Here is a 20,834-nt window from a genome sequence, read left to right as displayed (position 1 = left end):
ACGGTCAGAGCAATGGCCAGTCGGGCGGAATCCGTCGCGATGGTGCTGGAATCGCTCGTGATGCTGCGGTGGACGTCGAAGGGGGCGCACGGAGCGCTGGCCAGTCGGGCGCTATCCGTGGTGATGGCGCGGGAATCGCTCGTGACGTTGCGGCGGAGGTCGCAGGGGACGCCCGGGGCGCTGGCCACTCGGCTGCGGATGCGGAAGCTCTCGGCGTACCCGTGCGCGCTGTGGGCGCACCCGCGCGCGATGTTGGTGACAGCGGCGAAACTCTGCGCGACGTCGGCGAATTCGGACTGATCGACCGGGTTGCGCGGCACTCCGTCCAGAGCCCGACCGTGCTGCTCGGCCCCGGAGACGACGCCGCCGTGATCGCCGCGCCGGACGGCCGCGTGGTCGCCTCCACGGACCTGCTCCTCGAAGGCCGCCACTTCCGCACCGACTGGTCCACCGCCTACCAGGTCGGCCGAAAAGCCGCCGCGCAGAATCTCGCCGACATCGCCGCGATGGGCGCTGTCCCGACCGCGCTGCTGGTCGGCCTGGCCGCACCGGCCGACCTGACCGTCACCTGGGCGCGCGAGCTCGTCGCCGGCCTGGCTGACGAATGCGCGCTGGTCGGAGTCTCCGTCGCGGGCGGGGACACCACCCGGGCCGAGACGATCATGATCGCCGTGACTGCCCTCGGCGACCTACGCGGCCGGGCGCCGCTAACTCGTTCCGGCGCCCATCCGGGGGACAAGGTTGCGGTTGTCGGAGAACTCGGCTGGTCGGCTTGCGGCTACGCGTTGCTGGCGAACGGTTCCTCCGGACCGGAGAAGGCGTTCTCGAGGCACCGCATGCCCGAGCCGCCGTACGCGCAGGGCCCCCTAGCAGCTGAGGCCGGCGCGACGGCGATGATCGACGTCAGCGACGGGCTGCTCGCGGACCTCGGCCACATTGCCCGGGAGAGCGACGTCGGGATCGACCTCGAACCCGAAGCGTTCCCGATTCCCGACGAAATGCGCGCTGTAGCCGATCGTCTCGGGATCGATCCGCTCAGCTGGATTCTCACCGGTGGCGAGGACCACGCACTTGCCGCGTGCTATCCGGCCGCGGCCGACGTACCGCCGGGCTGGACAGTGATAGGCACGGTGGCCAAGCGATCCGCCGATCACGCCGCGCCACGCATCACCGTTGCGGGTAAGGTATGGCGCGGCAGCCAAGGGTGGGATCACTTTGCCTGACGCGGAGGACCCGCGGCAGTACATGGACTACCTCAACGCGCGCGTGGAATCGGACGTTGACGCGGACGAGGAGGTTCGGGGCTGGGTGCGACTCGGTGAGCGGCGGAGACCTCGGGTCCTGACGGTCGCGGGTTCTGATTCAGGCGGCGGCGCCGGAATTCAAGCCGATCTCAAGACGATGCTGGCACTGCGCGTGCACGGCATGAGCGTCATCACGGCGGTCACCGCGCAGAACTCCACCGGTGTGCACGGAGTCTGGCAATTGCCGACCGAAGCGGTAGCCGCGCAATTCAGCGCTGTCGTCGAGGACATCGGCGTCGAGGCGGTGAAAGTCGGCATGCTCGGCACCAGGGATGCGGTCGCCGAGGTGGCGCGACTGCTCGCCACGCTCGATCCGTCCATCCCCGTGGTCGTCGATCCGGTAGCCGTCTCCAAGCACGGCAATGCGCTGCTCGCCGATGACGCCCTCGACGTTCTGCGGACCGAACTGCTGCCGCGTGCGACGATCATCACACCGAACCTCGACGAGGCCCGCGCCCTAACCGGCCTTCCCGTCGCGGACCTCGACGGGATGCGGGAAGCCGCGGCGAACTTGCTCGATCTCGGCCCGGGGTGGGTGCTGGTGAAAGGCGGGCACCTGGACTCGGATTGGTGCACGGACCTGCTCACCAACGGCCCGGACGAAGTCACACTCACCGCTGAGCGCGACAAGAACCGCCACACGCACGGCACGGGGTGCACACTCGCCAGCGCCATCGCCTCATACCTCGCGTTGGGCCGCAGCATGCCCGAGGCTGTACGCGCCGCGAAGCTGTACGTCACGGGCGCGATCAGGGCCGGATTCCTGCTGGGCTCAGGTATCGGGCCAGTCGACCACGGCTGGAGACGCTGACGCGCAAAGCGTTCGCGCAATGGAACCGGGGCAAGCAGAAGGGGAATCGCGGCAAGCAGAAGGCCCCGCGCTCGTCGCGAGGACGATGCGGGGCCCTAGCCGTTGCGCCTAGCGGGAAACCTTGCCCGCCTTCAGGCACTTGGTGCAGACGTTCTGACGCTTCGGCGTCCCGTTGGGCAGCGTGGTGCGGACCCGCTGGATGTTCGGGTTGAACCGGCGCTTGGTGCGGCGGTGCGAGTGCGAGACATTCATGCCGAAGCCCGGACCCTTGCCGCAGACATCGCAGGTGGCAGCCACGGGAGACACTCCAAAAGACCGATGGTTACGTACGAGAGCTTGTCGCCGGAGCCGAGTCATCTCCGTCGTGGGACGCAGACGCCGATAGGCAACCTGGTCAGGGTAACCCAACCGGCCCGGCAAGAGCCAATCCGGTCCGTGTCGCGAACCTGCTCCAGCGGTATGGGTAGCACATATCCTCGGGTACAGATTGTTTCCGACCCCGGCGGACAGAGAGGCACAGCGTGCTTGAGACGCTCGACGGGCCGGCGGTACGACTGTGGGCCAGGGCCTGCCTGGCCGCGTTGGGCCGTGCCCGCGAGGAGCTCGACGCGCTGAACGTCTTCCCGGTGCCCGACGCGGACACCGGCACCAACCTCTTCCTCACCTTCGAATCCGCGTGCGAGGGACTCGACGCGCTCGATCCCGGCGCCGAGGCGGAGGCCGGGGAGGCGGGCGCGGCCGCGGCTCTCGGCGCTCTCGCCGCCGGTGCGCTCAAAGGCGCGCACGGTAACTCCGGGGTGATTCTCAGCCAGCTGCTGCGCGGGCTCGCCGACGAGGTCGGGGCCGCGATCCGGGACGGTCAACCGGCCGGCCCGCGCGTGCTCGCCGCCGCGCTCGCCGACGCCGCCGAACTGGCCTGGCAGGCGGTCGCCGTCCCGGTCGAGGGGACGATGCTCACGGTCGCCAGGGCCGCTGCCGACGCCGCGTGCGCCGTGGTGGACGGTACGAACCTACCGGGGGACTGGACTCTCGAACCCACTTTCGCAGCCGTCGCCGAGGCCGCGCGCGACGCGGCGGAGGCCGCCCTCGCCCTCACGCCCTCGCAGCTCCCGGTACTTGGCCAAGCGGGCGTCGTCGACGCCGGCGGTCGCGGCGTGTGCATCCTGCTCGACGTACTCGCCGCACTACTCGGCGGTTACGACCCCACGCGCGCGGTAAGAGTGGGGCGTGTGCGTGTTCCGCCCAGGGCGGTCTCGGCCGTGAGCAACAACGGAGCCGCCCGTACCAAGCCGGTCGCGTCCCCGTCCTTCGAGGTCCTCTACATGCTCGAGGCGAGCGAACCGCAACTCGCGCAGCTGCGCTCCACGCTCGAAGAGCTCTGCGAACAGGGCGACGGCGACTCGTTGGTGATCGCAGGCGGCGACGGTGCTTATCGGGTACACATCCACGTAGACCAGCCGGGACCGGCGATCGAGGCCGCGATCCGGCTCGGTAGGCCCTACGACCTCACTGTGACCGCGCTGGCCAACTGCTCCGTCGCGACGCAAAGCGACAACGCATGGGACGGGGAGCTGGTCGGCGCGCACTCCGCTGAATCTCAGTCAGCCGGCCATACCGCAGCCGCCCCGCACTACCGCGCCGCGCCAGGTCGCGCGGTACTCGCCGCGGCACCCGGACCCGGTATCGCGGAGCTGTTCGCAGAGGCCGGAGCGATCCCGCTGGCCTGCACCAGCGGGCGCCCGCCGAACAGCGCGCAGCTCAGCCGGGCCATCGCGGACGCCGGGGTCGAGGAGATCATTATCCTGGTCAACGACCCGGACGGTCTCGCCGCCGCGTCCGCCGCCGCCGAGCAGGTGCACCGCGGTTCCTCCGGCGCCCGCGTCGCCGTCGTACCGAGCAAGGCCGTGGTGCAGGGCATCGCCGCGGTAGCCGTGCACGAGCCGGGCCGCCGCTTCGATGCCGACATAGTCGCCATGACCGCCGCCGCCGGAGCCACCCGGCACGCCGCCCTGCAGGTCGCCGTGGAAGACGCGTGGACCATGGCCGGGGTGTGCCACGCCGGCGACGTGCTCGGCTTCATCGAGGGCGACGTCGCATTGATCCGCTCGACCCTGCTCGAAGCGGCGCTCGCGGTGGTCGATCGCATGGTGTCGGCGGGCGGTGAGATGGTGACCTTAGTCACCGGCGACGGGCTCGACGAGGCCTCCGGCGGACCGGACGGGACCCGCCTGGACGCCGCGGAACTGGTCGAGGCCGTGCGGGCACGTGTACACGCGACCAGGCCGGAGATGGACGTAGTCGCCTACGAGGGCGGCCAGAGCGGCTGGCCGCTGCTGATCGGGGTGGAGTGAGCACGGCAGGAGCGAGGAGCGCGATGGTCGAAACGGTCCGGGGTCGGCCGACCGCAGTAGCCGACCCGCTGGCCGAACCCCTCAAAGACCTGGTCGGCGGCCGTACCGCGAAGGTGCTCGAACGCAATCTCGAGCTGCACACGGTCGGCGAACTGCTGCGGCACTATCCGCGCCGGTACGCCAAGCGCGGCGAGCTCAGCGACCTGGCGAGCCTGACGCTCGACGACTACGTCACCGTGCTGGCCGAGGTGGAGAAGGTCACCAAGCGCCCGTTCAAGGGCCGCCGCGGCTCGCTGACCGAGGTCACGGTCACCGACGGCACCTCCTCGCTGGCGCTCACCTTCTTCAACCAGCCCTGGCTGGACCGCGACCTGCGGCCGGGACGCGTGGGACTCTTCTCCGGCCGGGTCACCGAGTTCCGCGGGCACCGCCAGCTCGCCCAGCCCGAGTTCGAGCTGCTCAAGGACGACCAGGACGCCGAGGCCGAGGCCGAGCGCTACGCGAACGAGCTGATCCCGTTCTATCCGGCGACCGCGGGCTTCTCGACCCGCAAGATCCAAGCCTGTGTCAGGCTCGCGCTCGACAGCCTCAAGTCCGTGCCCGATCCGCTGCCGCAGCAGGTGCGCGACCGGCATCGGCTGCTGGGCCTGCGCGAGGCCTTCGAGAAGGTGCACCGGCCCGAGGAGCGCTCGGATTATCAGCTCGCGAAGATCCGGCTGAAGTGGGACGAGGCGCTGCCGCTGCAAGTGGTGCTGGCGCAACGCCGCCGCGCCGCGCTCGCGCTGCCCGCCGTGCCCAGGCCGGTGCGGACCGGCGGCCTGCTCGACCGCTTCGACGAACGGCTGCCCTTCCAGCTGACGGCCGGTCAGCGCGAGGTCTGCCGCCAGATCGAGCAGGACCTCGCGGCCACGCACCCGATGCACCGGCTGCTGCAAGGCGAGGTCGGCTCGGGAAAGACGGTGGTCGCGCTGCGCGCCATGCTCACCGTCGTCGACGCGGGCGGCCAGGCGGTGCTGCTCGCGCCCACCGAGGTGCTGGCCCAGCAGCACCACCGCTCGATCCTCGACCTGCTCGGCCCGCTCGCCCGCGCCGGCCAGCTGGACGGCGATCCCGACGGCACCCGCGTGGCGTTGCTCACCGGATCGCAGGGTGCGAAGGAACGGCGTGCCAACCTGCTGGACGCGGCGAGCGGCGCGGCCGGGATCGTGGTCGGCACGCACGCGGTGATCGAGGACACCGTCCAGTTCGCCGACCTCGGCCTGGTCGTGGTGGACGAACAGCACCGCTTCGGTGTGGAACAGCGCGACGCGTTGCGCGCGAAGGCGGAGAAGCCGCCACACCTGCTGGTGATGACCGCGACACCGATTCCGCGCACCGTGGCCATGACCGTGTTCGGCGACCTGGAGACCTCCGTGCTCGCGGAGCTGCCGCGCGGCCGCTCGCCGATCTCCACCTTCGTCGTGCCCGCCGCCGACAAGCCGCACTACCTCGCGCGCACCTGGGACCGGATCCGCGAGGAAGTCGCCGCCGGGCACCAGGCGTACGTGGTCTGCCCGCGGATCGGCGACGGCGCGGAGACCGGCAGCGACGAGGCGGGCGGCTACGAGGCACAGAACGATGAGCAACCGAAGGCGAGGCGGCGGCGCAATCAAGCCGGGCCGGACGCGGACGACTTCGATGGTGACGGCGCCGGCGACGGTCACGGCGACGACGACGCGGACGCCGAGTCGGCGCTCGAAGGTCAGGCACAGCTCTCCTTCGACGACCTCGCCTCGCCTGCCTCAGCGGCACGAGCGCCGCTGTCCGTCGTGGACATGGCCCGGCAACTGAGCGAGCAGCAGCTCGCCGGTCTGCGCATCGGCGTCCTGCACGGCAGGCTCGCGCCCGAGGAGAAGGACTCGGTGATGACCGCCTTCGCGGCGGGCGAGGTCGACGTGCTGGTCGCGACGACCGTCATCGAGGTCGGCGTCAACGTGCCCAACGCGACCGTCATGGCCGTGCTCGACGCCGACCGCTTCGGTGTCTCGCAGCTGCACCAGCTGCGCGGCCGGGTCGGCCGCGGAACGGCGCCCGGACTCTGCCTGCTGGTCACCGAGGCACCGGCCGACTCGCCCGCGCGCGAGCGGCTCGACGCGGTCGCCGGAACCCTCGACGGCTTCGAGCTCTCCCGCATCGACCTCGAGCAGCGCCGGGAGGGCGACGTGCTCGGCGCGAGCCAGTCCGGACGCCGCTCCTCGCTCAAGCTGCTACGCGTCCTGCACGATGAGGACCTCCTTCGCGACGCCCGCGAGGCCGCGACCGAGCTGGTGGACCGCGACCCGGAGCTGATCGGGGAACCGGCGCTCGCCGCCGCGGTCGCCGCGTTGGTCACCTCCGATCGGGCGACGTTCCTCGAGAAATCCTGAGCGAGTAACGGAGCCGGAGTACGTCACCACGCCCTCCATTAGGCATTCACCACGTGCCTGCGGGCAGAATCGGCGCCATGACACGCATCATCGCCGGGAGCGCGCGGGGGCGACGCCTCGCCGTGCCTGACGGCCGCAGCACCCGACCGACCTCCGACCGCACTCGAGAGGGCCTGTTCTCCGCGCTCGACGCCGCGCTCAACGGCTTCGGCGGACTGCGTGTCCTCGACCTCTACGCGGGTTCCGGAGCGGTCGGGCTCGAAGCGTTGTCCCGCGGTGCCGCTGCCGCGCTGCTGGTCGATTCGGATCGCGCGGCGGTCCGCGTCATGCATGCGAACCTCGACACGCTCGGTTTGCCCGGCGCGCGCATCGCGATCGAGCGGGTCGAGCACCTCGCCGCGACCCCTTGCCCGGACGAACCGTACGACCTCGTATACCTCGACCCGCCGTACGCGATGCCCGCCGAGGATCTGGCCGCGGTGCTGGTCTCGCTCGCGGACAACGGCTGGATCGCCCCCGGCGCGATGGTCGCGGTCGAGCGCGCGTCGCGCGGTCCCGAGTGGCGCTGGCCTGCGGGGTTCGGCGCCCTGCGGTCCCGCGCGTATGGCGAGGGCACGGTCTGGTACGGTCGCCGCCAAGCCGGTGCTACGAGCGAATCAGACGCTGCCAGCTGACGAGCGGCTCGACCTGACTGGCGCCCCGACGACGACAAGCTCTGCCGACGATGACAAGGACTGTCTCGTGGACCCCAATCCCGGCCTCCCGGAAAAGTCGAAGCTGTGCCGCGTGGCGTGTCCCGGCTCCTTCGATCCCGTGACCAACGGCCACCTCGATGTGATCGGCCGGATGGCGCAGCTGTTCGACGAGGTGGTCGTCGCGGTCGGCAAAAACGCCGGCAAGAACGGCCTGTTCCCCTACGGCGAGCGGATGGACATGCTGCGCGAGGTCACCGCGCACCTGCCCAACGTCAAGGTCGAGGTCGTCGACGGACTGCTGGTCGACTTCTGCCGGGAGCGCGGCATCCGGGGCATCGTCAAGGGGCTGCGCGCGGTCGGCGACTTCGACTACGAGCTGCAGATGTCCCAGATGAACCACCGGCTGGCCGACGTCGAGACGCTCTTCGTGGCCACCAATCCGCTCTACAGCTTCCTGTCCTCCTCGTTGATCAAGGAGGTCTGCGCGCTCGGCGGGGACGTCGCGGGCCTGGTTCCCGACGCGGTGTTGGAGCGTTTGATCGAGCGTCTGCGCAAGTAACGCACCGCAGAGGTGCGTGTTAAGTGACCGATACGTGACGGTACGTCATATCTATAGCTAGCCTTTCGGGCATTACCGGCGATAGCGCCATTCACGGCAGAGCAGCCATTCCCGGCGCGGCACTCGCACACTGAGCCGTACGGGGTACCGTTGGCGGGACGCCCGCTTCCGGGCGCCGCCCGTGAAACAGGGAGTGCCAGTCCGGTGGACGTGAATGCCAAGATCGACGAACTCATCGAGATCGTGGAGAGCGCACGCGCTATGCCGATGTCGGCCTCGTGTGTGATCAACCGCGCCCAGGTGCTCGAGTTGCTCGACGACCTGCGGCGGGGGCTTCCGGAAGAGATGGAGCATGCCCGCCGGGTGCTCGCCGACCGCGAGTCCGTGCTCGAAGACGGCCGCCGCGAGGCCGAGCGGCTGCTCGAGCGCACCCGCAGCGAGCGCGAGTCCATCATCGGGAACACCGACGTGTCCCGGGAGGCGCGCGGCGCGGCCGAGCGCATCCTGGCCGAGGCCAGGCGCGAGGCCGAGCAGATGCGCGCCGAGGCCGAGGACTGGGTCGACCAGAAGCTGGCCAACTTCGAGGTGGTGCTCACCAAGACCATCCAGGCGGTGGGCCGCGGTCGCGAGAAGATGCGCGGCAGCAGCAACCCGATGGACGAGCTCGGCCGGCACGTCGAGGAGCAGGACGCGGTCGCCGAGGAGCGCCGACGCTCGCGGGACTTCTCCGGCGGGGAGAGCTCCTTCGACGGGTACGAGAGCCAGGACTTCACCGTGGACGCCTTCGCCGAGGCGGAGCGCCCGTACGAGCAGCACCAGTACGGCGAGGGATACCCTGAGCGGCAGGGCGACTACGCGGCCGCGGGTGCGTACGGCTCGGACCAGCACGAGGGCTACAGCTACGAGCAGGGTGCGTACGACCAGGGCGCGGCCCACGGGTACGGCACCGGTGAGTTCCACACCGACCCGCAGGGGGGCGGCTACGGCTCCGAGTACGGCGACGACTACGGCCACCAGTCCGGGCAGTACGGTCAGCCGCCGGCGCAGCGCCAGGCCCCGCCGTCGCAGTACCCGGCAGACGAGACCTCGTACTTCGACACCGGCCTGATCGACGTGCGGCAGTTCCAGCACGACGGATACGGCCGCTAAGCCGGGCCGAGGGCGCCGACCGGCCCGGTCCGGCGCCGAGCGGCACGGGTGAGACCGTAGCGAAAGCGACGCTGAGCTGGGCCGTTCCTCGAACGGCCCAGCTTTTTGCTACTCTGGACGGCCGGTTGCGCTACCTCGGACCGTGTGCTCGACCACCCCACCCTTTCAAGCTGGAAGCCGTCATGCCTGCCGCACCCAAGCCACGCCGTCTCGACGCGCGGTCCCCGTTCGTCTTCGACGCGCGGGAGCTCGGCCGTCGCCCCGGAGCGATGCGCGAGTTCGACCGGGATCTGCCGGCCGCGGACCTGCTCGGCGGCGAGAAGGCGACCACGCTCGACGGCCTCTACTCGGCCGAGGGCGCGGACCTGCGGCTCACCCTGCGGGTCGAGTCGGTGGTGGAAGGGATACTGGCCACCGGGCGGGTTTCCGGCTCGCTGGTCGGGGAGTGCGTGCGCTGCCTCGACCCGGTCGAGGTGGACCTCGACGCCGAATTCCAGGAGCTGTTCTACTACGACCTCGAGGACCTGACCGCCGAGGAGGCGGAGGAGGCCCAGCTCGTGGTGGAGGACCTGATCGACGTCGGCCCGCTGGTGCACGACGCGGTGATGCTGGAGCTGCCGCTCCAGCCGCTGTGCCGGGAGGACTGCCCGGGGCTGTGCGCGCAGTGCGGCGCCAGGCTGGCCGACGACCCGGACCACGGACACGAGACCGTGGACCCGCGCTGGGCGGCGCTGAGCAGCCTGGCGATGCCGGGTGGCGGGTCGGAAGGTCCGCAATCCGCCGAAACCGGCCAACAGCGCGGGAACGGCGGGTAAATCAGCAGTACGACGCAGTAGGTAAGTAGCAGTCGGCGCTGTCCAGTACAGTCGTCTGAGCAATAAGGGAGCCGGCCGGCCCGCCGAACGGCTCCACGCGGAAACGCGAGCCCCGGGATCCTCGCGGGGCACGGTAAAATCGCAGCAGTTTTTCCCTACCCGCTGCCGGCTTGGCGGCCTGCGGCGGGCGATGACCAGGAGAGTTCGAACCGTGGCCGTTCCGAAGCGCAAGAAGTCCCGCAGCCGCACCCGTTCGCGGCGTGCCCAGTGGAAGGCCGCGCCGCTGACCCTGGCCACCTGCGACCGCTGCGGCGAGACCAAGCTCCCGCACACGCTGTGCGAGAACTGCGGCACCTACAACAAGCGCCAGGTCGTCGCCGTCTGACGGCTGGAAGCCGCCGTGACCGATTCCCAGGTGCCCCCGGCCGTGCTGGAGCAGCGGCTCGGCGTTCCGCTTGACGCGAAGCTGCTCGAGCGCGCGCTCACCCACCGTTCGTTCAGCTACGAGAACGGCAATGTGCCGACCAACGAGCGCCTCGAATTCCTCGGCGACTCGGTGCTCGGTCTCGTCGTCACAAGCACGCTGTACGACACGCATCCCGACCTGCCCGAGGGGCAGCTGGCCAAGTTCCGCTCGCACGTGGTCAACTCGCGCGCGCTGGCGGACGTGGCCCGCTCGCTCGGGCTCGGGGAGTTCCTGCGCCTGGGCAAGGGCGAGGAGGCCACCGGGGGCCGGGACAAGTCCTCGATCCTCGCCGACACCATGGAGGCGCTGATCGGCGCGGTCTACCTGGACCACGACCTGGAGACCGCCGGGGCGCTCATCCACCGGCTCTTCGACGGGCTGATCGAGGCCTCCGCGGGCCTCGGCGCGGGCCTGGACTGGAAGACCTCGCTGCAGGAGTTGACCGCCGAGCACGGGCTCGGCGTGCCGGTGTACCTGGTCACCGAGGACGGCCCGGACCACGACAAGTTCTTCGAGGCCCGGGTGCGCGTCGCGGACAAGGAGTACCCGTCCGGCCGCGGCCGCTCGAAGAAGGTCGCCGAGCAGATCGCCGCGGAGCACGCTTACCGGGCCATTCGCGCGGTCTACGGCTCGGCGAAGGCGGAACCCGATGCCGGAGCTGCCTGAAGTCGAGGTCGTCCGCCGGGGCCTGGAGCGCTGGACGGCGGGACGCACGGTCGCGACCGTCGAGGCGCTGCACCCGCGGGCGATCCGGCGACACGTCGCCGGCCCGGACGACTTCGCCTCCAGACTCGTCGGCCGCACCCTCGGCGTCGCGCAGCGGCGCGGCAAGTACCTGTGGATTCCGCTCGGAGCGGATGAAGCGGTACTCGGCCATCTCGGCATGAGCGGTCAGCTGCTCATCCAGCCGGTCGGCGCCCCGGACGAAACCCACCTGCGCGTGCGCGTGACGTTCACCGACGACGGTCCCGAGCTGCGCTTCGTCGATCAGCGCACCTTCGGCGGCCTCAGCCTCGAGCCGCTCAAAGACGGCGTGCCGGCGCCGATCGCGCACATCGCCCGCGATCCGCTGGACGCCGAGTTCCAGGACGCGAAGTTCCTCGCGGCGCTGCGGGCCAAGAGCACCGGCGTCAAGCGCGCGCTGCTCGACCAGTCGCTGATCAGCGGAGTCGGCAACATCTATGCCGACGAGGCGCTGTGGCGCGCCAAGCTGCACTTCGAGCGGCCCGGGACCTCGCTGACCCTGCCCGAGGCCAAGCGCCTGCTCGCCGCCGCCCGTGCGGTGATGGCCGAGGCGCTGGAGGTCGGCGGCACGTCGTTCGACTCGCTGTACGTCAACGTCAACGGCGAGTCAGGCTACTTCTCCCGCTCCCTCAACGCCTATGGCCAGGCCGGCCTGCCGTGCGGCCGCTGCACCACGCCGATCACCCGCGTCGCCTTCATGAACCGATCGTCGTACTTCTGCCCGCGCTGTCAGAAGGCGGGCGGTCAGAAGGGGATTGCTCAGAAGGCGGGCGCGCGCGTCCCGGCCGCGCGGAAGAAACCAGTCGCGCAGTAAGAGAAGATGAGCCCATGAGCACGCGACAGGGGCAGGACGGGATCGAGGCGGAGTACCGGGCGGTCGAGGGGGAGCTGCTGCGGCGCTGGCCGGAAACCAGGCTCGAACCCTCACGGGACCGGATCGAAGACCTCGTGGACGTGCTCGGCTCGCCGCAGCGCTCCTATCCGTCGATCCACATCACCGGCACCAACGGCAAGACCACTACCGCGCGGATGATCGACGAGCTGCTGCGTGCGCTGAACCTGCGCACCGGCCGCTACACCAGCCCGCACCTGGAGGAGATGCGCGAGCGGATCTGCCTCGACGGCGAGCCGATCAGCCGCGAGCGGTTCGTCGAGGTGTACCGGGACGTGCAGCCGTTCGCCGAGCTGGTGGACAAGCGCCAGCCCTTCCCCCTCTCCTTCTTCGAGATGATCACCGGCATGGCCTACGCGGCCTTCGCGGACGCCCCGGTGGACGCCGCGGTCGTCGAGGTCGGGCTCGGCGGCACCTGGGACTCGACCAACGTGATCGACGCGCAGGTCGCGGTGGTTACCCCGATCTCGCTCGACCACACCCACCTGCTCGGCGACACCGTCGAGGAGATCGCCTGGGAGAAGGCCGGGATCATCAAGGCCGGCGCGCTGGTCGTGCTCGCCCAACAGCCGCTGGAGGCCGCGCAGGTGCTGCTGCGGCAGGCCGCCGAGGTCGGCGCGACCGTGGCGCGCGAGGGCATCGAGTTCGGGGTGATGGACCGTCAGCTCGCGGTAGGCGGCCAGCAGCTCGTCATCAAGGGGCTGTCGCAGGAGTACGACGACGTCTATCTCCCGCTGTACGGCGTGCACCAAGCGCACAACGCCGCCTGCGCCATCGCCGCCGTCGAGGCCTTCCTCGGCGCCGGCCAGGGCGGCGGCACGTTGGAACCGCAGATCGTGCGCGAGGCCATGGCCGCGGTCCGCTCGCCGGGCCGGCTGGAGGTGGTGCGCCGCAGCCCGACCGTCCTGATCGACGCCGCGCACAACCCCGGCGGCGCGCTGGCCACCGCGGAGGCCGTCGCCGAGGAGTTCTCGTTCGACCACCTCGTCGGCGTGATCGCGGCGATGCGGGACAAGGACGTGCGCGGCGTGCTCGAGGCCTTCGAACCGGTACTGGCCGAGGTGGTGGTCACCCGCAACTCCACCGAGCGCGCGATGCCGGTCGCCGAACTGGCCGCGATCGCCGGTGACGTGTTCGGTCCCGAGCGGGTCACCCCGGTGGACCGGCTCGACGACGCGATCGAGCGGGCGATCGGCCTGGCCGAGGAGGGGGTGCCGGATGCCTCGCTCGGCGGCACCGGGGTCCTGATCACCGGGTCCGTGGTCACCGCGGGCGAGGCCGGGCGGTTGCTGCGCCACTAGGCCCTAGGTGACCAGACCCTGTGTAAGAGGCAGCGCCGCGGCTGCTTCAATGGAGGTTCGAACGGCCGACAGGTCAGCCTCGGTCACTGAAGCAGAAAGGGCGATCCGATGCGCCGGATGGCCGCCTCCGTACTCGTCTTCGAGGCGTTCATCGCCCTTTTCTTCGGCCTGGTCGCGGCGAAGCTGCACCCTTCCGGCGACTGGATCGTCGCCGTCGTCCTGGGCGGCGTGTGCATCCTGCTGTCCGGAATGATGCGGTACCGCTGGGCGTACGGCGTCGGATGGGCGCTGCAGATCGGCTTCATCGCCGCCGGATTCCTGGTCACCGACATGTTCGTGCTCGGCGTCATCTTCACCGCGATCTGGTGGGCCGGACTGCACTTCGGCCAGAAGGCGGAGCAGATCAAGGCGCAGCGGATGGCCGAGCAGGAGGCGGGATCGGACGAGCAGGCCGCCGAAGCGGACGCCGAGCCGCCAACTTCTACGCCAACTTCTACAGAGCGTCCTGGAGTGAAGGCCCGCTGATCCGGGTCATACCATCAAGAGAACCACAGACGTCGAATCAGACGTCGCGCGACTGCTTGAGGAGATGATGGTGGCGACCCCCGTGGAACGCTCGCTCGTGCTGGTGAAGCCGGACGGCGTGCGCCGCGCGCTGACCGGGGAGATCATCCGGCGGATCGAAGCCAAGGGGATCAGAGTGGTCGCGCTGGACCTGCGGGCGCTGCCCCGCGAACTGGTCGAGGAGCACTACGCCGAGCACGAGGGCAAGCCGTTCTTCGAGCCGCTGGTCTCCTTCATGACCTCCGGCCCGGTCGTCGCCATGATCATCGAGGGGCACCGCTGCATCGAGGCCTTCCGCACTCTCGCCGGCGCCACCGACCCGGTCAAGGCAGCGCCCGGGACCATCCGCGGCGACCTGGCCACCGACATCGGCACCACCGTGGTGCAGAACCTGGTGCACGGCTCGGACTCGCCCGCCTCCGCCGAGCGCGAGATCAAGATCTTCTTCCCCGAGCAGGGTTGAGCAGACCGGGAAGCAGCCGCTTCCCGGTCCCGCCAACCAGACCAGAAACCGGTCCCTCGTCCGGTGGAACCTCCGTTTCCTTGCCGCGAATCGGCGGGAAGCACCCGTACTGTCTGAAGACGGGCGTGGGTGATCGCGGAAGGTAACTGGTACGAATATGGGCATGTCGGTCGTCGGCCGTGACATCGCGGTGGACCTCGGAACGGCGAACACGCTGGTCTACGTGCGCGGCAAGGGGATCGTGCTCAACGAACCCTCGGTCGTCGCGGTCAACACGCACAACGGGGCGGTGCTCGCGGTCGGCGCCGAGGCGAAGAAGATGATGGGCCGCACCCCCGGCAACATCGTCGCCATCCGCCCGCTCAAGGACGGGGTCATCGCCGACTTCGAGATTGCCGAGCGGATGCTGCGGTACTTCATCCGCAAGGTGCACCACCGCCGGCTGCTCGCCCAGCCTCGCGTGGTCATCTGCGTGCCGAGCGGGATCACCGGGGTCGAGCGGCGCGCGGTCGAGGACGCCGCCGACGCCGCGGGCGCCCGCCAGGTGCACCTGATCGAGGAGCCGATGGCGGCCGTGATCGGGGCCGGCCTGCCGATCCAGGAGGCCACCGGGAACATGGTGGTGGACATCGGCGGCGGCACCACCGAGGTCGCGGTCATCTCCTACGCCGGCATCGTGACCGCCTCCTCCATCCGCACTGCCGGGGACGAGCTGGACAACGCGATCATCCAGTACGCCAAGAAGGAGTACTCGATGCTGCTCGGCGAGCGCACCGCCGAGGAGCTGAAGATCACCATCGGCTCGGCCGACGACCACGACTCCGAGCTGCACGCCGAGGTGCGCGGCCGGGACCTGGTCTCCGGCCTGCCGAAGGTCATCGTGCTGACCTCCACCGAGATCCGCCGCGCGATCGACGAGCCGGTGGCCGCGATCGTGGACGCGGTCAAGGACACCCTGGACAAGTGCCCGCCCGAGCTGTCCGGCGACATCATGGACCGCGGCATCGTGCTCACCGGCGGCGGCGCGCTGCTGCGCGGCCTGGATCAGCGGCTGCGCCGGGAGACCGGGATGCCGGTGTTGATCGCGGAGAACCCGCTGGACTCGGTGGTGCTCGGCTCGGGCCGCTGCGTGGACGAATTCGACGCGCTGCAGCCGGTGCTCGGTGCGCAGAGCCGCAGGTGACCGGGGGAGTGCGGGCATGAAGGACGCGGCTATATGCGTGACACGCGCCGTACCCGGATCGTGCTGGTCGGGCTGCTGCTGGCCGGCTTCGCGCTGATCACCGTCGACGCACACGGCGACCGCCCCGGCGCTCCGGGCCCGCTGGGCAAGGTCCGCTCCCTCGGCCAGTCAGTGCTCGGACCGGTGCAGCGCGCCGCGGACAGCGGGGTGCGCGGCGTCGGGTCGCTGTTGAGCGGCTGGGGCCACTCGGCCGCGGACCAGCAGCGCATCACGCAGCTCAACGCGCAGGTCGCCGCGCTCAAAGCGCAGCTGGAGACCGATCCGCAGAACCGCGCACGGGCCGACCAACTCGACAAGCTGCTGCGACTGACCGCGCTCGGCGGCCTGAGGACCGTGCCCGCGCGGCTGGTCGGCCTTTCCCCCGCCCAGGACGGAACCTGGTCGGCCACCATCGACGCCGGGACGCGCGACGGCATCACCGAGAACCAGACCGTCGTCACCGGCGACGGGCTGGTCGGCCGCACCACCGCGGTCGGCCCGTACACCGCGACCGTGCTGCTGGCCGTGGACCCGGCCTCCACGGTCGGGGTCCGGCTCGCCGGCTCCGGCACCATCGGCACCGCGACCGGTCAGGACCCGCATACGCTGCGCGTCGAGTTCCTGGATCCGCAGCTCGAGGTCAAGCCGGGTGCCGTGGTCGTCACCCTCGGCTCGGCCGGTGACGCGCCATTCGTGCCCGGAGTGCCGGTCGGGACGGTGCGTCAGGTCGTTTCGACACCCGGCGCGCTGACGCGCACGGTGCTGGTTACCCCGTACGTCAACGCGACGTCCGTCGACACAGTGGCCGTGGTTGTGCAGCCTCCGCGGACAGATCCGCGCGACGCGATGGTGCCGGGCGCCGCTGCATCCGACCCTCAGTCAGCCGGCGCGACGCAGCCGTAGCAGCCCAAACCGCGCCGGAAGAGGTCAGGAGACCATGCGAACCCTGCTGCGTGCCGCGCTGACTGCTGCCGCCGCGATCCTCGCGCTCACGCTCGAGTCGTCGGTCGTGCCGAAGCTGCATCTGCCTTATGCGGTGCCGGATCTGGTCCTACTTGTCGCGCTGGCTCTCGCCGCCGAGTGGGGGACCGCCGGCGGGGCGGCGGCCGGCTTCCTGGCCGGCCTCATCCAGGACCTCGCGCCGCCCTCGCTCGGCGCGGTAGGACGGCACGCCCTGGTGCTGACCGTCGTCGGCGCGCTTGCCGGGCGCGCCGCCCGCGAGGTGCGCCGCTCCGCGCTGCGCACCAGCTTGCGGGCCGGCTGCTACGCCGCGCTCGCCCTGATCCTCAATACTCTGATCGGCCTCGCCCTCGGCGACGGCATCGGCCTTTCCCGCCCCGGCCTGCTGCTCGCCCTCGGTGCCGCCGCGCTGTACACCGCCGTCGCCACGCCCCTGGTCGTTCCCGGCCTTGCCGCCTTGGCCCGCCGTGTGGCCGGCGGGGGCGCCCGCTATCTCGCCCCGGTCGGCAACGCCGTCCAGGGCCCCGTTTTCCCCGGCCCGGCGCACACCAGCCCCGGGCTGCGTTCCGAGGCTGAGAGGGTGTGAACCGTCCGTTGTCCGTGCCGCAACTCGCGCGCAGCCGCGTGTCCGTCGTGCAGGTGCTGGTACTGGCCCTGCTGTGCACGCTCGGTGTCCGGCTCTGGTACCTCCAGGTGCGCTCCGGGCCGCAGTTCCAGCAGGCGGCCGCGGCCAACGACCTGCGCACGGTGGCGACCGCGGCGGTGCGCGGCTCGATCCTCGACGACCAAGGCCGGCCGCTGGTGGACAACCGCACCGTGCTCGAAGTCACCGTCGACCTCAGCACGCTGACGCAGCAGCCGCACCAGGGCAAGGCCGTGCTCGAACGGCTCGCCGACACCCTCGGCGTACCCGTCGCGCAGCTTGAGCAGCGCGCCAGGCTCTGCTCGCCGACGGTTTCCCAGCCCTGCTGGACCGGTTCGCCGTACCAGCCGATCCCGGTCGCGCAGGACGTGCCGCCGCCGCTCGCCGTCAAGATCATGGAGGAGCACGACCAGTTCCCCGGTATCGCGGTCGTGCCCGCCGCGCAACGCGCCTACCCCGAGCCATACGGCGTCCAGGCCTCGCAGGTACTCGGCTACCTTTCCCCGGTCAGCCCGGACGAGCTGAGCGCCCCCGGTTCTACCTATCAGCCCACGGACATGGTCGGCCGCTCAGGGCTGGAACAGACCTATGACAAGGAGCTGCGCGGCGTCTCCGGGGTGTCCGAGGTGGCCGTCGACAACCTCGGCCGCGCCGTGCGCACCGTCTCCTCCACCGCACCGGTCGCCGGCGACGACGTGGTCACCACCCTTGACGCGCGCATTCAGGCCGTCGCCGAACAGCAGCTCGCGGCGGCGATCAAGACCGCGCGCGGCGGCTGGGACAAGAACAGCAGCGCGCACTACAAGGCCGACTCCGGCGCGGTCGTCGTGCTCGACGTGAACACCGGCGGGGTGGTCGCGATGGCCACCTACCCGAGCTACGACCCGACCGTGTGGAGCGGCGGCATCAGCGCGGCCGACTACGCGCACCTGACAGACCCGAACGCCGGCGTCCCGCTGCTGGACCGCGCGTATCAGGGCCAGTTCGCCCCCGGTTCGACGTTCAAGCTGGTCACCGCGTCCGCGATGCTCCAAGACGGCTTCCCGGCGCACGGCACCTACGACTGCTCGCCCTCCTTCGAGGTCGGCAGCCAGTCCTTCCACAACTTCGAGGGCGAGGCCTTCGGTCCCATCTCGCTCAAGCGCACCATCGAAGTCTCCTGCGACACGGTGTTCTACCGCGCCGCCTACCAGATGTGGCTGCACGACGGTGGCAACCGCCCGGTCGCGCACCCGGCCGACCCGGTCCAGACCATGGCCGCGCAGTACGGCTTCGGCCGCCGCACCGGAATCGACCTGCCCGGCGAGGCCGGCGGCGACGTGCAGACCCGGCAGGAGAAGCTGGCCACCTGGAAGCAGATGAAGGACGTCTGGTGCCGCCGGGCGCAGACCGGCTATCCGGAGGTGGCCGCCTCCGACCCGACCCGCGCCGCGTACCTCAAGCAGATCGCGTACGAGAACTGCCAGGACGGCTGGCAGTTCCGCGGCGGCGACGCGGTCATCGAGGCGATCGGCCAGGGCGGCATCCTGGTCACCCCGCTGCAACTCGCGCGCGCGTACTCGGCGCTGGCCAACGGCGGGACGCTGTACCAGCCGCACCTGGAGAAGGCGGTCATCTCCCCGGACGGGCACGTGGTCGCGACGTATCAGCCGAAGGTGGTCGGGCACGTGCCGGTCTCGCCGGCCACGCGCTCCTTCCTGGTCAACGCGTTCGAGGGCGTCGCGCAGGAAGGCACTGCGTCGGGCGTGTTCGGCGGCTGGCCGCTGGACAAGATCGCGGTCGGCGCGAAGACCGGAACCGCGGACGTCTACGGCAAGCAGGCCACCTCCGTGTTCGCCTCGTTCCTCCCGGCGAACCACCCGCAGTACGCGGTCGCGATGATGGTCTCGCAGGGCGGGCAGGGCGCGATGACCTCGGGTCCGGCGGTGGAGAAGATCGAAGAGGCGCTTTACGGCGTCCAGCAGGGCGCGATCAACCCGCAGGCCGCCATGCTGCCGCAGCCGCCCGCGTCCCTTCCGCAGATCCGCTCGGACGGCACACTGGTCGCCCCCGCTGACCAGATCCTCCCGCCGCCGTACCTGCCGCCGCCCGCCTACGGAGTCTCCGCGGTCAGGCCCTCGCTGCATGACGCACCCCCGGTCCTCGCCGCCGCCGCGTACTTCCTCCCGGAACGTCGCTTCGCAGAGGTGTACCGCGCGAACTGGTCGAGAGGGATCCCGTACCGAATGGGAACGGCCACATGATCATCGGTGAGAAGGCCGGCGTCCCCGCGGTCGCCGTCGCGCCGGCCGATTCCCCGACCGAACGCGTGCGGGCCGCCGCTCGCCGCGGCGGAGCGCTGCGCCGGTTCGACTGGCCGCTGGCCGGATCCGCGGTCGCGCTCGCCCTGATCGGCGCGCTCCTTGTCTGGTCGGCCACTCGGGAACGCAGCGCGCTGACCGGGGGCGACCCGCAGTACTTCCTCAAGCGCCACCTGCTGAACCTCGGCGTCGGCCTCGTTCTGGCCGCCGCGGTCAGCGCCCTCGACCACAAGCGGATGCGCGCGCTGACCCCGGCGGTGTACCTGTTCGCCGTCCTCGGCCTGCTCGCGGTGCTCTCCCCGCTCGGCTCGACCGTCAACGGCGCCCGCTCCTGGATCGAACTCGGCGCCGGCTTCTCCATCCAGCCCGCCGAATTCGCCAAGGTGGGCGTGGTGATGGCGGTGGCGATGACCCTGGCGGCCCGGCCCACCGTCCGGCGCGCCCCCGACCTGCTCGCCCCGGTCTTCGACCCGCGCCGGCCCGGAGACGTACCGTCCGCCCGGCTGCTGTCCCTGGCGCTGCTGGCCGCCGCCGTGCCGATGGGCCTGATCGCGCTGCTGCCCGACCTGGGCACCACCATGGTCATCGTCGCCACCGTGGTCGGCATGATCGTGGTCTCCGGCGTCCGGCTGAGGGTGCTCGCGCTGCTGACGCTCGCGGCCTCCGGCGGCGTGGTCGCGATCGTCAAGCTGCACCTGCTGGCCGCACACCAGGTCAACCGGTTCGCGGCGTTCGCGGACCCCAACCTCGACCCGCAGGGCGTCGGCTACAACACGCATCAGGCGCGCTTGGCGATCGGCTCCGGCGGCATCTTCGGACAGGGCCTCTTCCACGGCGCGCAGACCAATGGCCAGTTCGTGCCCGAGCAGCAGACCGACTTCGTGTTCACGGTGGCCGGGGAGGAGCTCGGCCTGGTCGGCGGGTTGCTGATCATCGCGCTGTTCGCGGTGCTGCTCTGGCGGGCCTGCACGATCGCCCGCCTGGCCACCGAGCCCTTCCCGCTGCTGCTGGCGGCCGGCGTGCTGTGCTGGTTCACCTTCCAGACCTTCGAGAACATCGGGATGACGCTCGGGATCATGCCGGTGGCCGGTATCCCGCTGCCGTTCGTCTCCTACGGCGGCTCCTCGATGTTCGCCAACTTCATCGCCGTCGGCCTGCTGGAAAACGTCAGGCTGCGCTCCACCAGGTAG

At 70.7% G+C, this 20,834-nt stretch carries 20 protein-coding genes; 19 read left to right on the top strand and 1 reads right to left on the bottom strand.

Going from position 1 to position 20,834, the window contains the following annotated elements; genetic code table 11:
• Window positions 1-230: 230 nt before the first annotated feature.
• Together VFA06_RS15680 and thiD are read left to right on the top strand one after the other, a co-directional pair.
• Complete coding sequence (locus VFA06_RS15680) at window positions 231-1,223, top strand: thiamine-phosphate kinase (protein WP_349260201.1); 993 nt, start codon at window positions 231-233, stop codon at window positions 1,221-1,223.
• A complete protein-coding gene (gene thiD / locus VFA06_RS15675; RefSeq protein WP_324841303.1) occupies window positions 1,216-2,115 on the top strand; it encodes a bifunctional hydroxymethylpyrimidine kinase/phosphomethylpyrimidine kinase in 900 nt (299 codons plus the stop codon). The genes VFA06_RS15680 and thiD overlap by 8 nt, the downstream gene beginning before the upstream one ends.
• 108 nt (window positions 2,116-2,223) lie before the next feature.
• On the opposite strand, the gene rpmB is transcribed toward thiD, so the two are convergent.
• Complete coding sequence (gene rpmB / locus VFA06_RS15670; protein WP_324841302.1) at window positions 2,224-2,412, bottom strand: 50S ribosomal protein L28; 189 nt, start codon at window positions 2,410-2,412, stop codon at window positions 2,224-2,226.
• 224 nt (window positions 2,413-2,636) lie between these two features.
• Here rpmB and VFA06_RS15665 point away from each other — a divergent pair, with 224 nt between their 5' ends.
• The 17 genes from VFA06_RS15665 to rodA all read left to right on the top strand — a co-directional run bounded on the left by VFA06_RS15665 (window position 2,637) and on the right by rodA (window position 20,834).
• Entirely contained in the window at window positions 2,637-4,466 is a 1,830-nt protein-coding gene (locus VFA06_RS15665; protein ID WP_324841301.1) for a DAK2 domain-containing protein, read from the top strand.
• 23 nt (window positions 4,467-4,489) lie between these two features.
• Window positions 4,490-6,871, top strand: a complete 2,382-nt coding sequence (locus VFA06_RS15660) for an ATP-dependent DNA helicase RecG (RefSeq protein WP_324841300.1) — start codon at window positions 4,490-4,492, stop codon at window positions 6,869-6,871.
• Window positions 6,872-6,948: 77 nt separating this feature from the next.
• Complete coding sequence (rsmD, locus tag VFA06_RS15655; RefSeq protein WP_324841299.1) at window positions 6,949-7,545, top strand: 16S rRNA (guanine(966)-N(2))-methyltransferase RsmD; 597 nt, start codon at window positions 6,949-6,951, stop codon at window positions 7,543-7,545.
• Window positions 7,546-7,648: 103 nt separating this feature from the next.
• Window positions 7,649-8,125 carry a pantetheine-phosphate adenylyltransferase gene (coaD, locus tag VFA06_RS15650; RefSeq protein ID WP_349260200.1) on the top strand — a complete coding sequence of 159 codons (477 nt, stop codon included), beginning with the start codon at window positions 7,649-7,651 and terminating at the stop codon, window positions 8,123-8,125.
• A 204-nt stretch (window positions 8,126-8,329) separates the two neighbouring features.
• On the top strand, window positions 8,330-9,274 hold the full coding sequence (locus VFA06_RS15645) for an ATP synthase F0 subunit B (RefSeq protein WP_324841297.1): 945 nt from the start codon (window positions 8,330-8,332) through the stop codon (window positions 9,272-9,274).
• Between the two features lie 182 nt (window positions 9,275-9,456).
• Window positions 9,457-10,089 (top strand): YceD family protein, encoded by a 633-nt coding sequence (locus tag VFA06_RS15640; protein WP_324841296.1) that lies wholly within the window; start codon window positions 9,457-9,459, stop codon window positions 10,087-10,089.
• Window positions 10,090-10,300: 211 nt separating this feature from the next.
• Window positions 10,301-10,474 carry a 50S ribosomal protein L32 gene (rpmF, locus tag VFA06_RS15635; RefSeq protein ID WP_324841295.1) on the top strand — a complete coding sequence of 58 codons (174 nt, stop codon included), beginning with the start codon at window positions 10,301-10,303 and terminating at the stop codon, window positions 10,472-10,474.
• A 15-nt stretch (window positions 10,475-10,489) separates the two neighbouring features.
• On the top strand, window positions 10,490-11,221 hold the full coding sequence (rnc, locus tag VFA06_RS15630; RefSeq protein ID WP_324841294.1) for a ribonuclease III: 732 nt from the start codon (window positions 10,490-10,492) through the stop codon (window positions 11,219-11,221).
• Complete coding sequence (gene mutM / locus VFA06_RS15625) at window positions 11,205-12,113, top strand: bifunctional DNA-formamidopyrimidine glycosylase/DNA-(apurinic or apyrimidinic site) lyase (RefSeq protein WP_324841293.1); 909 nt, start codon at window positions 11,205-11,207, stop codon at window positions 12,111-12,113. Before rnc ends, mutM begins: the two co-directional genes overlap by 17 nt.
• Entirely contained in the window at window positions 12,017-13,492 is a 1,476-nt protein-coding gene (gene folC / locus VFA06_RS15620; protein WP_414639903.1) for a bifunctional tetrahydrofolate synthase/dihydrofolate synthase, read from the top strand. The genes mutM and folC overlap by 97 nt, the downstream gene beginning before the upstream one ends.
• Before the next feature lie 117 nt (window positions 13,493-13,609).
• The gene (locus VFA06_RS15615; RefSeq protein ID WP_324841291.1) at window positions 13,610-14,017 is read left to right on the top strand and encodes a DUF4233 domain-containing protein; all 408 of its coding nucleotides are present in this window, start codon (window positions 13,610-13,612) and stop codon (window positions 14,015-14,017) included.
• 67 nt (window positions 14,018-14,084) lie between these two features.
• Window positions 14,085-14,519 (top strand): nucleoside-diphosphate kinase, encoded by a 435-nt coding sequence (ndk, locus tag VFA06_RS15610; protein WP_414639901.1) that lies wholly within the window; start codon window positions 14,085-14,087, stop codon window positions 14,517-14,519.
• Window positions 14,520-14,682: 163 nt separating this feature from the next.
• Window positions 14,683-15,702, top strand: a complete 1,020-nt coding sequence (locus VFA06_RS15605) for a rod shape-determining protein (protein WP_324841289.1) — start codon at window positions 14,683-14,685, stop codon at window positions 15,700-15,702.
• 33 nt (window positions 15,703-15,735) lie between these two features.
• Entirely contained in the window at window positions 15,736-16,644 is a 909-nt protein-coding gene (gene mreC / locus VFA06_RS15600; RefSeq protein WP_324841288.1) for a rod shape-determining protein MreC, read from the top strand.
• A 34-nt stretch (window positions 16,645-16,678) separates the two neighbouring features.
• On the top strand, window positions 16,679-17,287 hold the full coding sequence (gene mreD, locus VFA06_RS15595) for a rod shape-determining protein MreD (RefSeq protein ID WP_324841287.1): 609 nt from the start codon (window positions 16,679-16,681) through the stop codon (window positions 17,285-17,287).
• Window positions 17,284-19,587 (top strand): penicillin-binding protein 2, encoded by a 2,304-nt coding sequence (gene mrdA, locus VFA06_RS15590; RefSeq protein WP_324841286.1) that lies wholly within the window; start codon window positions 17,284-17,286, stop codon window positions 19,585-19,587. Before mreD ends, mrdA begins: the two co-directional genes overlap by 4 nt.
• A complete protein-coding gene (gene rodA, locus VFA06_RS15585) occupies window positions 19,584-20,834 on the top strand; it encodes a rod shape-determining protein RodA (RefSeq protein WP_324841285.1) in 1,251 nt (416 codons plus the stop codon). Before mrdA ends, rodA begins: the two co-directional genes overlap by 4 nt.

It is taken from the genome of Actinocrinis sp. (genome assembly GCF_035653575.1).
Lineage (GTDB): Bacteria > Actinomycetota > Actinomycetes > Streptomycetales > Catenulisporaceae > Actinocrinis.
The sequence above is the reverse complement of the archived record's forward strand: the minus strand, read 5'-3'. Positions and strand labels throughout refer to the sequence as shown.

Coding starts and splice junctions, on each gene's coding strand:
- VFA06_RS15640 (WP_324841296.1), top strand. CDS start 9,457: ATGCCTGCCGCACCCAAGCCACGCCGTCTCGACGCGCGGTCCCCGTTC.
- mreD (WP_324841287.1), top strand. CDS start 16,679: ATGCGAACCCTGCTGCGTGCCGCGCTGACTGCTGCCGCCGCGATCCTC.
- ndk (WP_414639901.1), top strand. CDS start 14,085: ATGGTGGCGACCCCCGTGGAACGCTCGCTCGTGCTGGTGAAGCCGGAC.
- mutM (WP_324841293.1), top strand. CDS start 11,205: ATGCCGGAGCTGCCTGAAGTCGAGGTCGTCCGCCGGGGCCTGGAGCGC.
- VFA06_RS15660 (WP_324841300.1), top strand. CDS start 4,490: ATGGTCGAAACGGTCCGGGGTCGGCCGACCGCAGTAGCCGACCCGCTG.
- rodA (WP_324841285.1), top strand. CDS start 19,584: ATGATCATCGGTGAGAAGGCCGGCGTCCCCGCGGTCGCCGTCGCGCCG.
- mreC (WP_324841288.1), top strand. CDS start 15,736: ATGCGTGACACGCGCCGTACCCGGATCGTGCTGGTCGGGCTGCTGCTG.
- VFA06_RS15605 (WP_324841289.1), top strand. CDS start 14,683: ATGTCGGTCGTCGGCCGTGACATCGCGGTGGACCTCGGAACGGCGAAC.
- VFA06_RS15615 (WP_324841291.1), top strand. CDS start 13,610: ATGGCCGCCTCCGTACTCGTCTTCGAGGCGTTCATCGCCCTTTTCTTC.
- rsmD (WP_324841299.1), top strand. CDS start 6,949: ATGACACGCATCATCGCCGGGAGCGCGCGGGGGCGACGCCTCGCCGTG.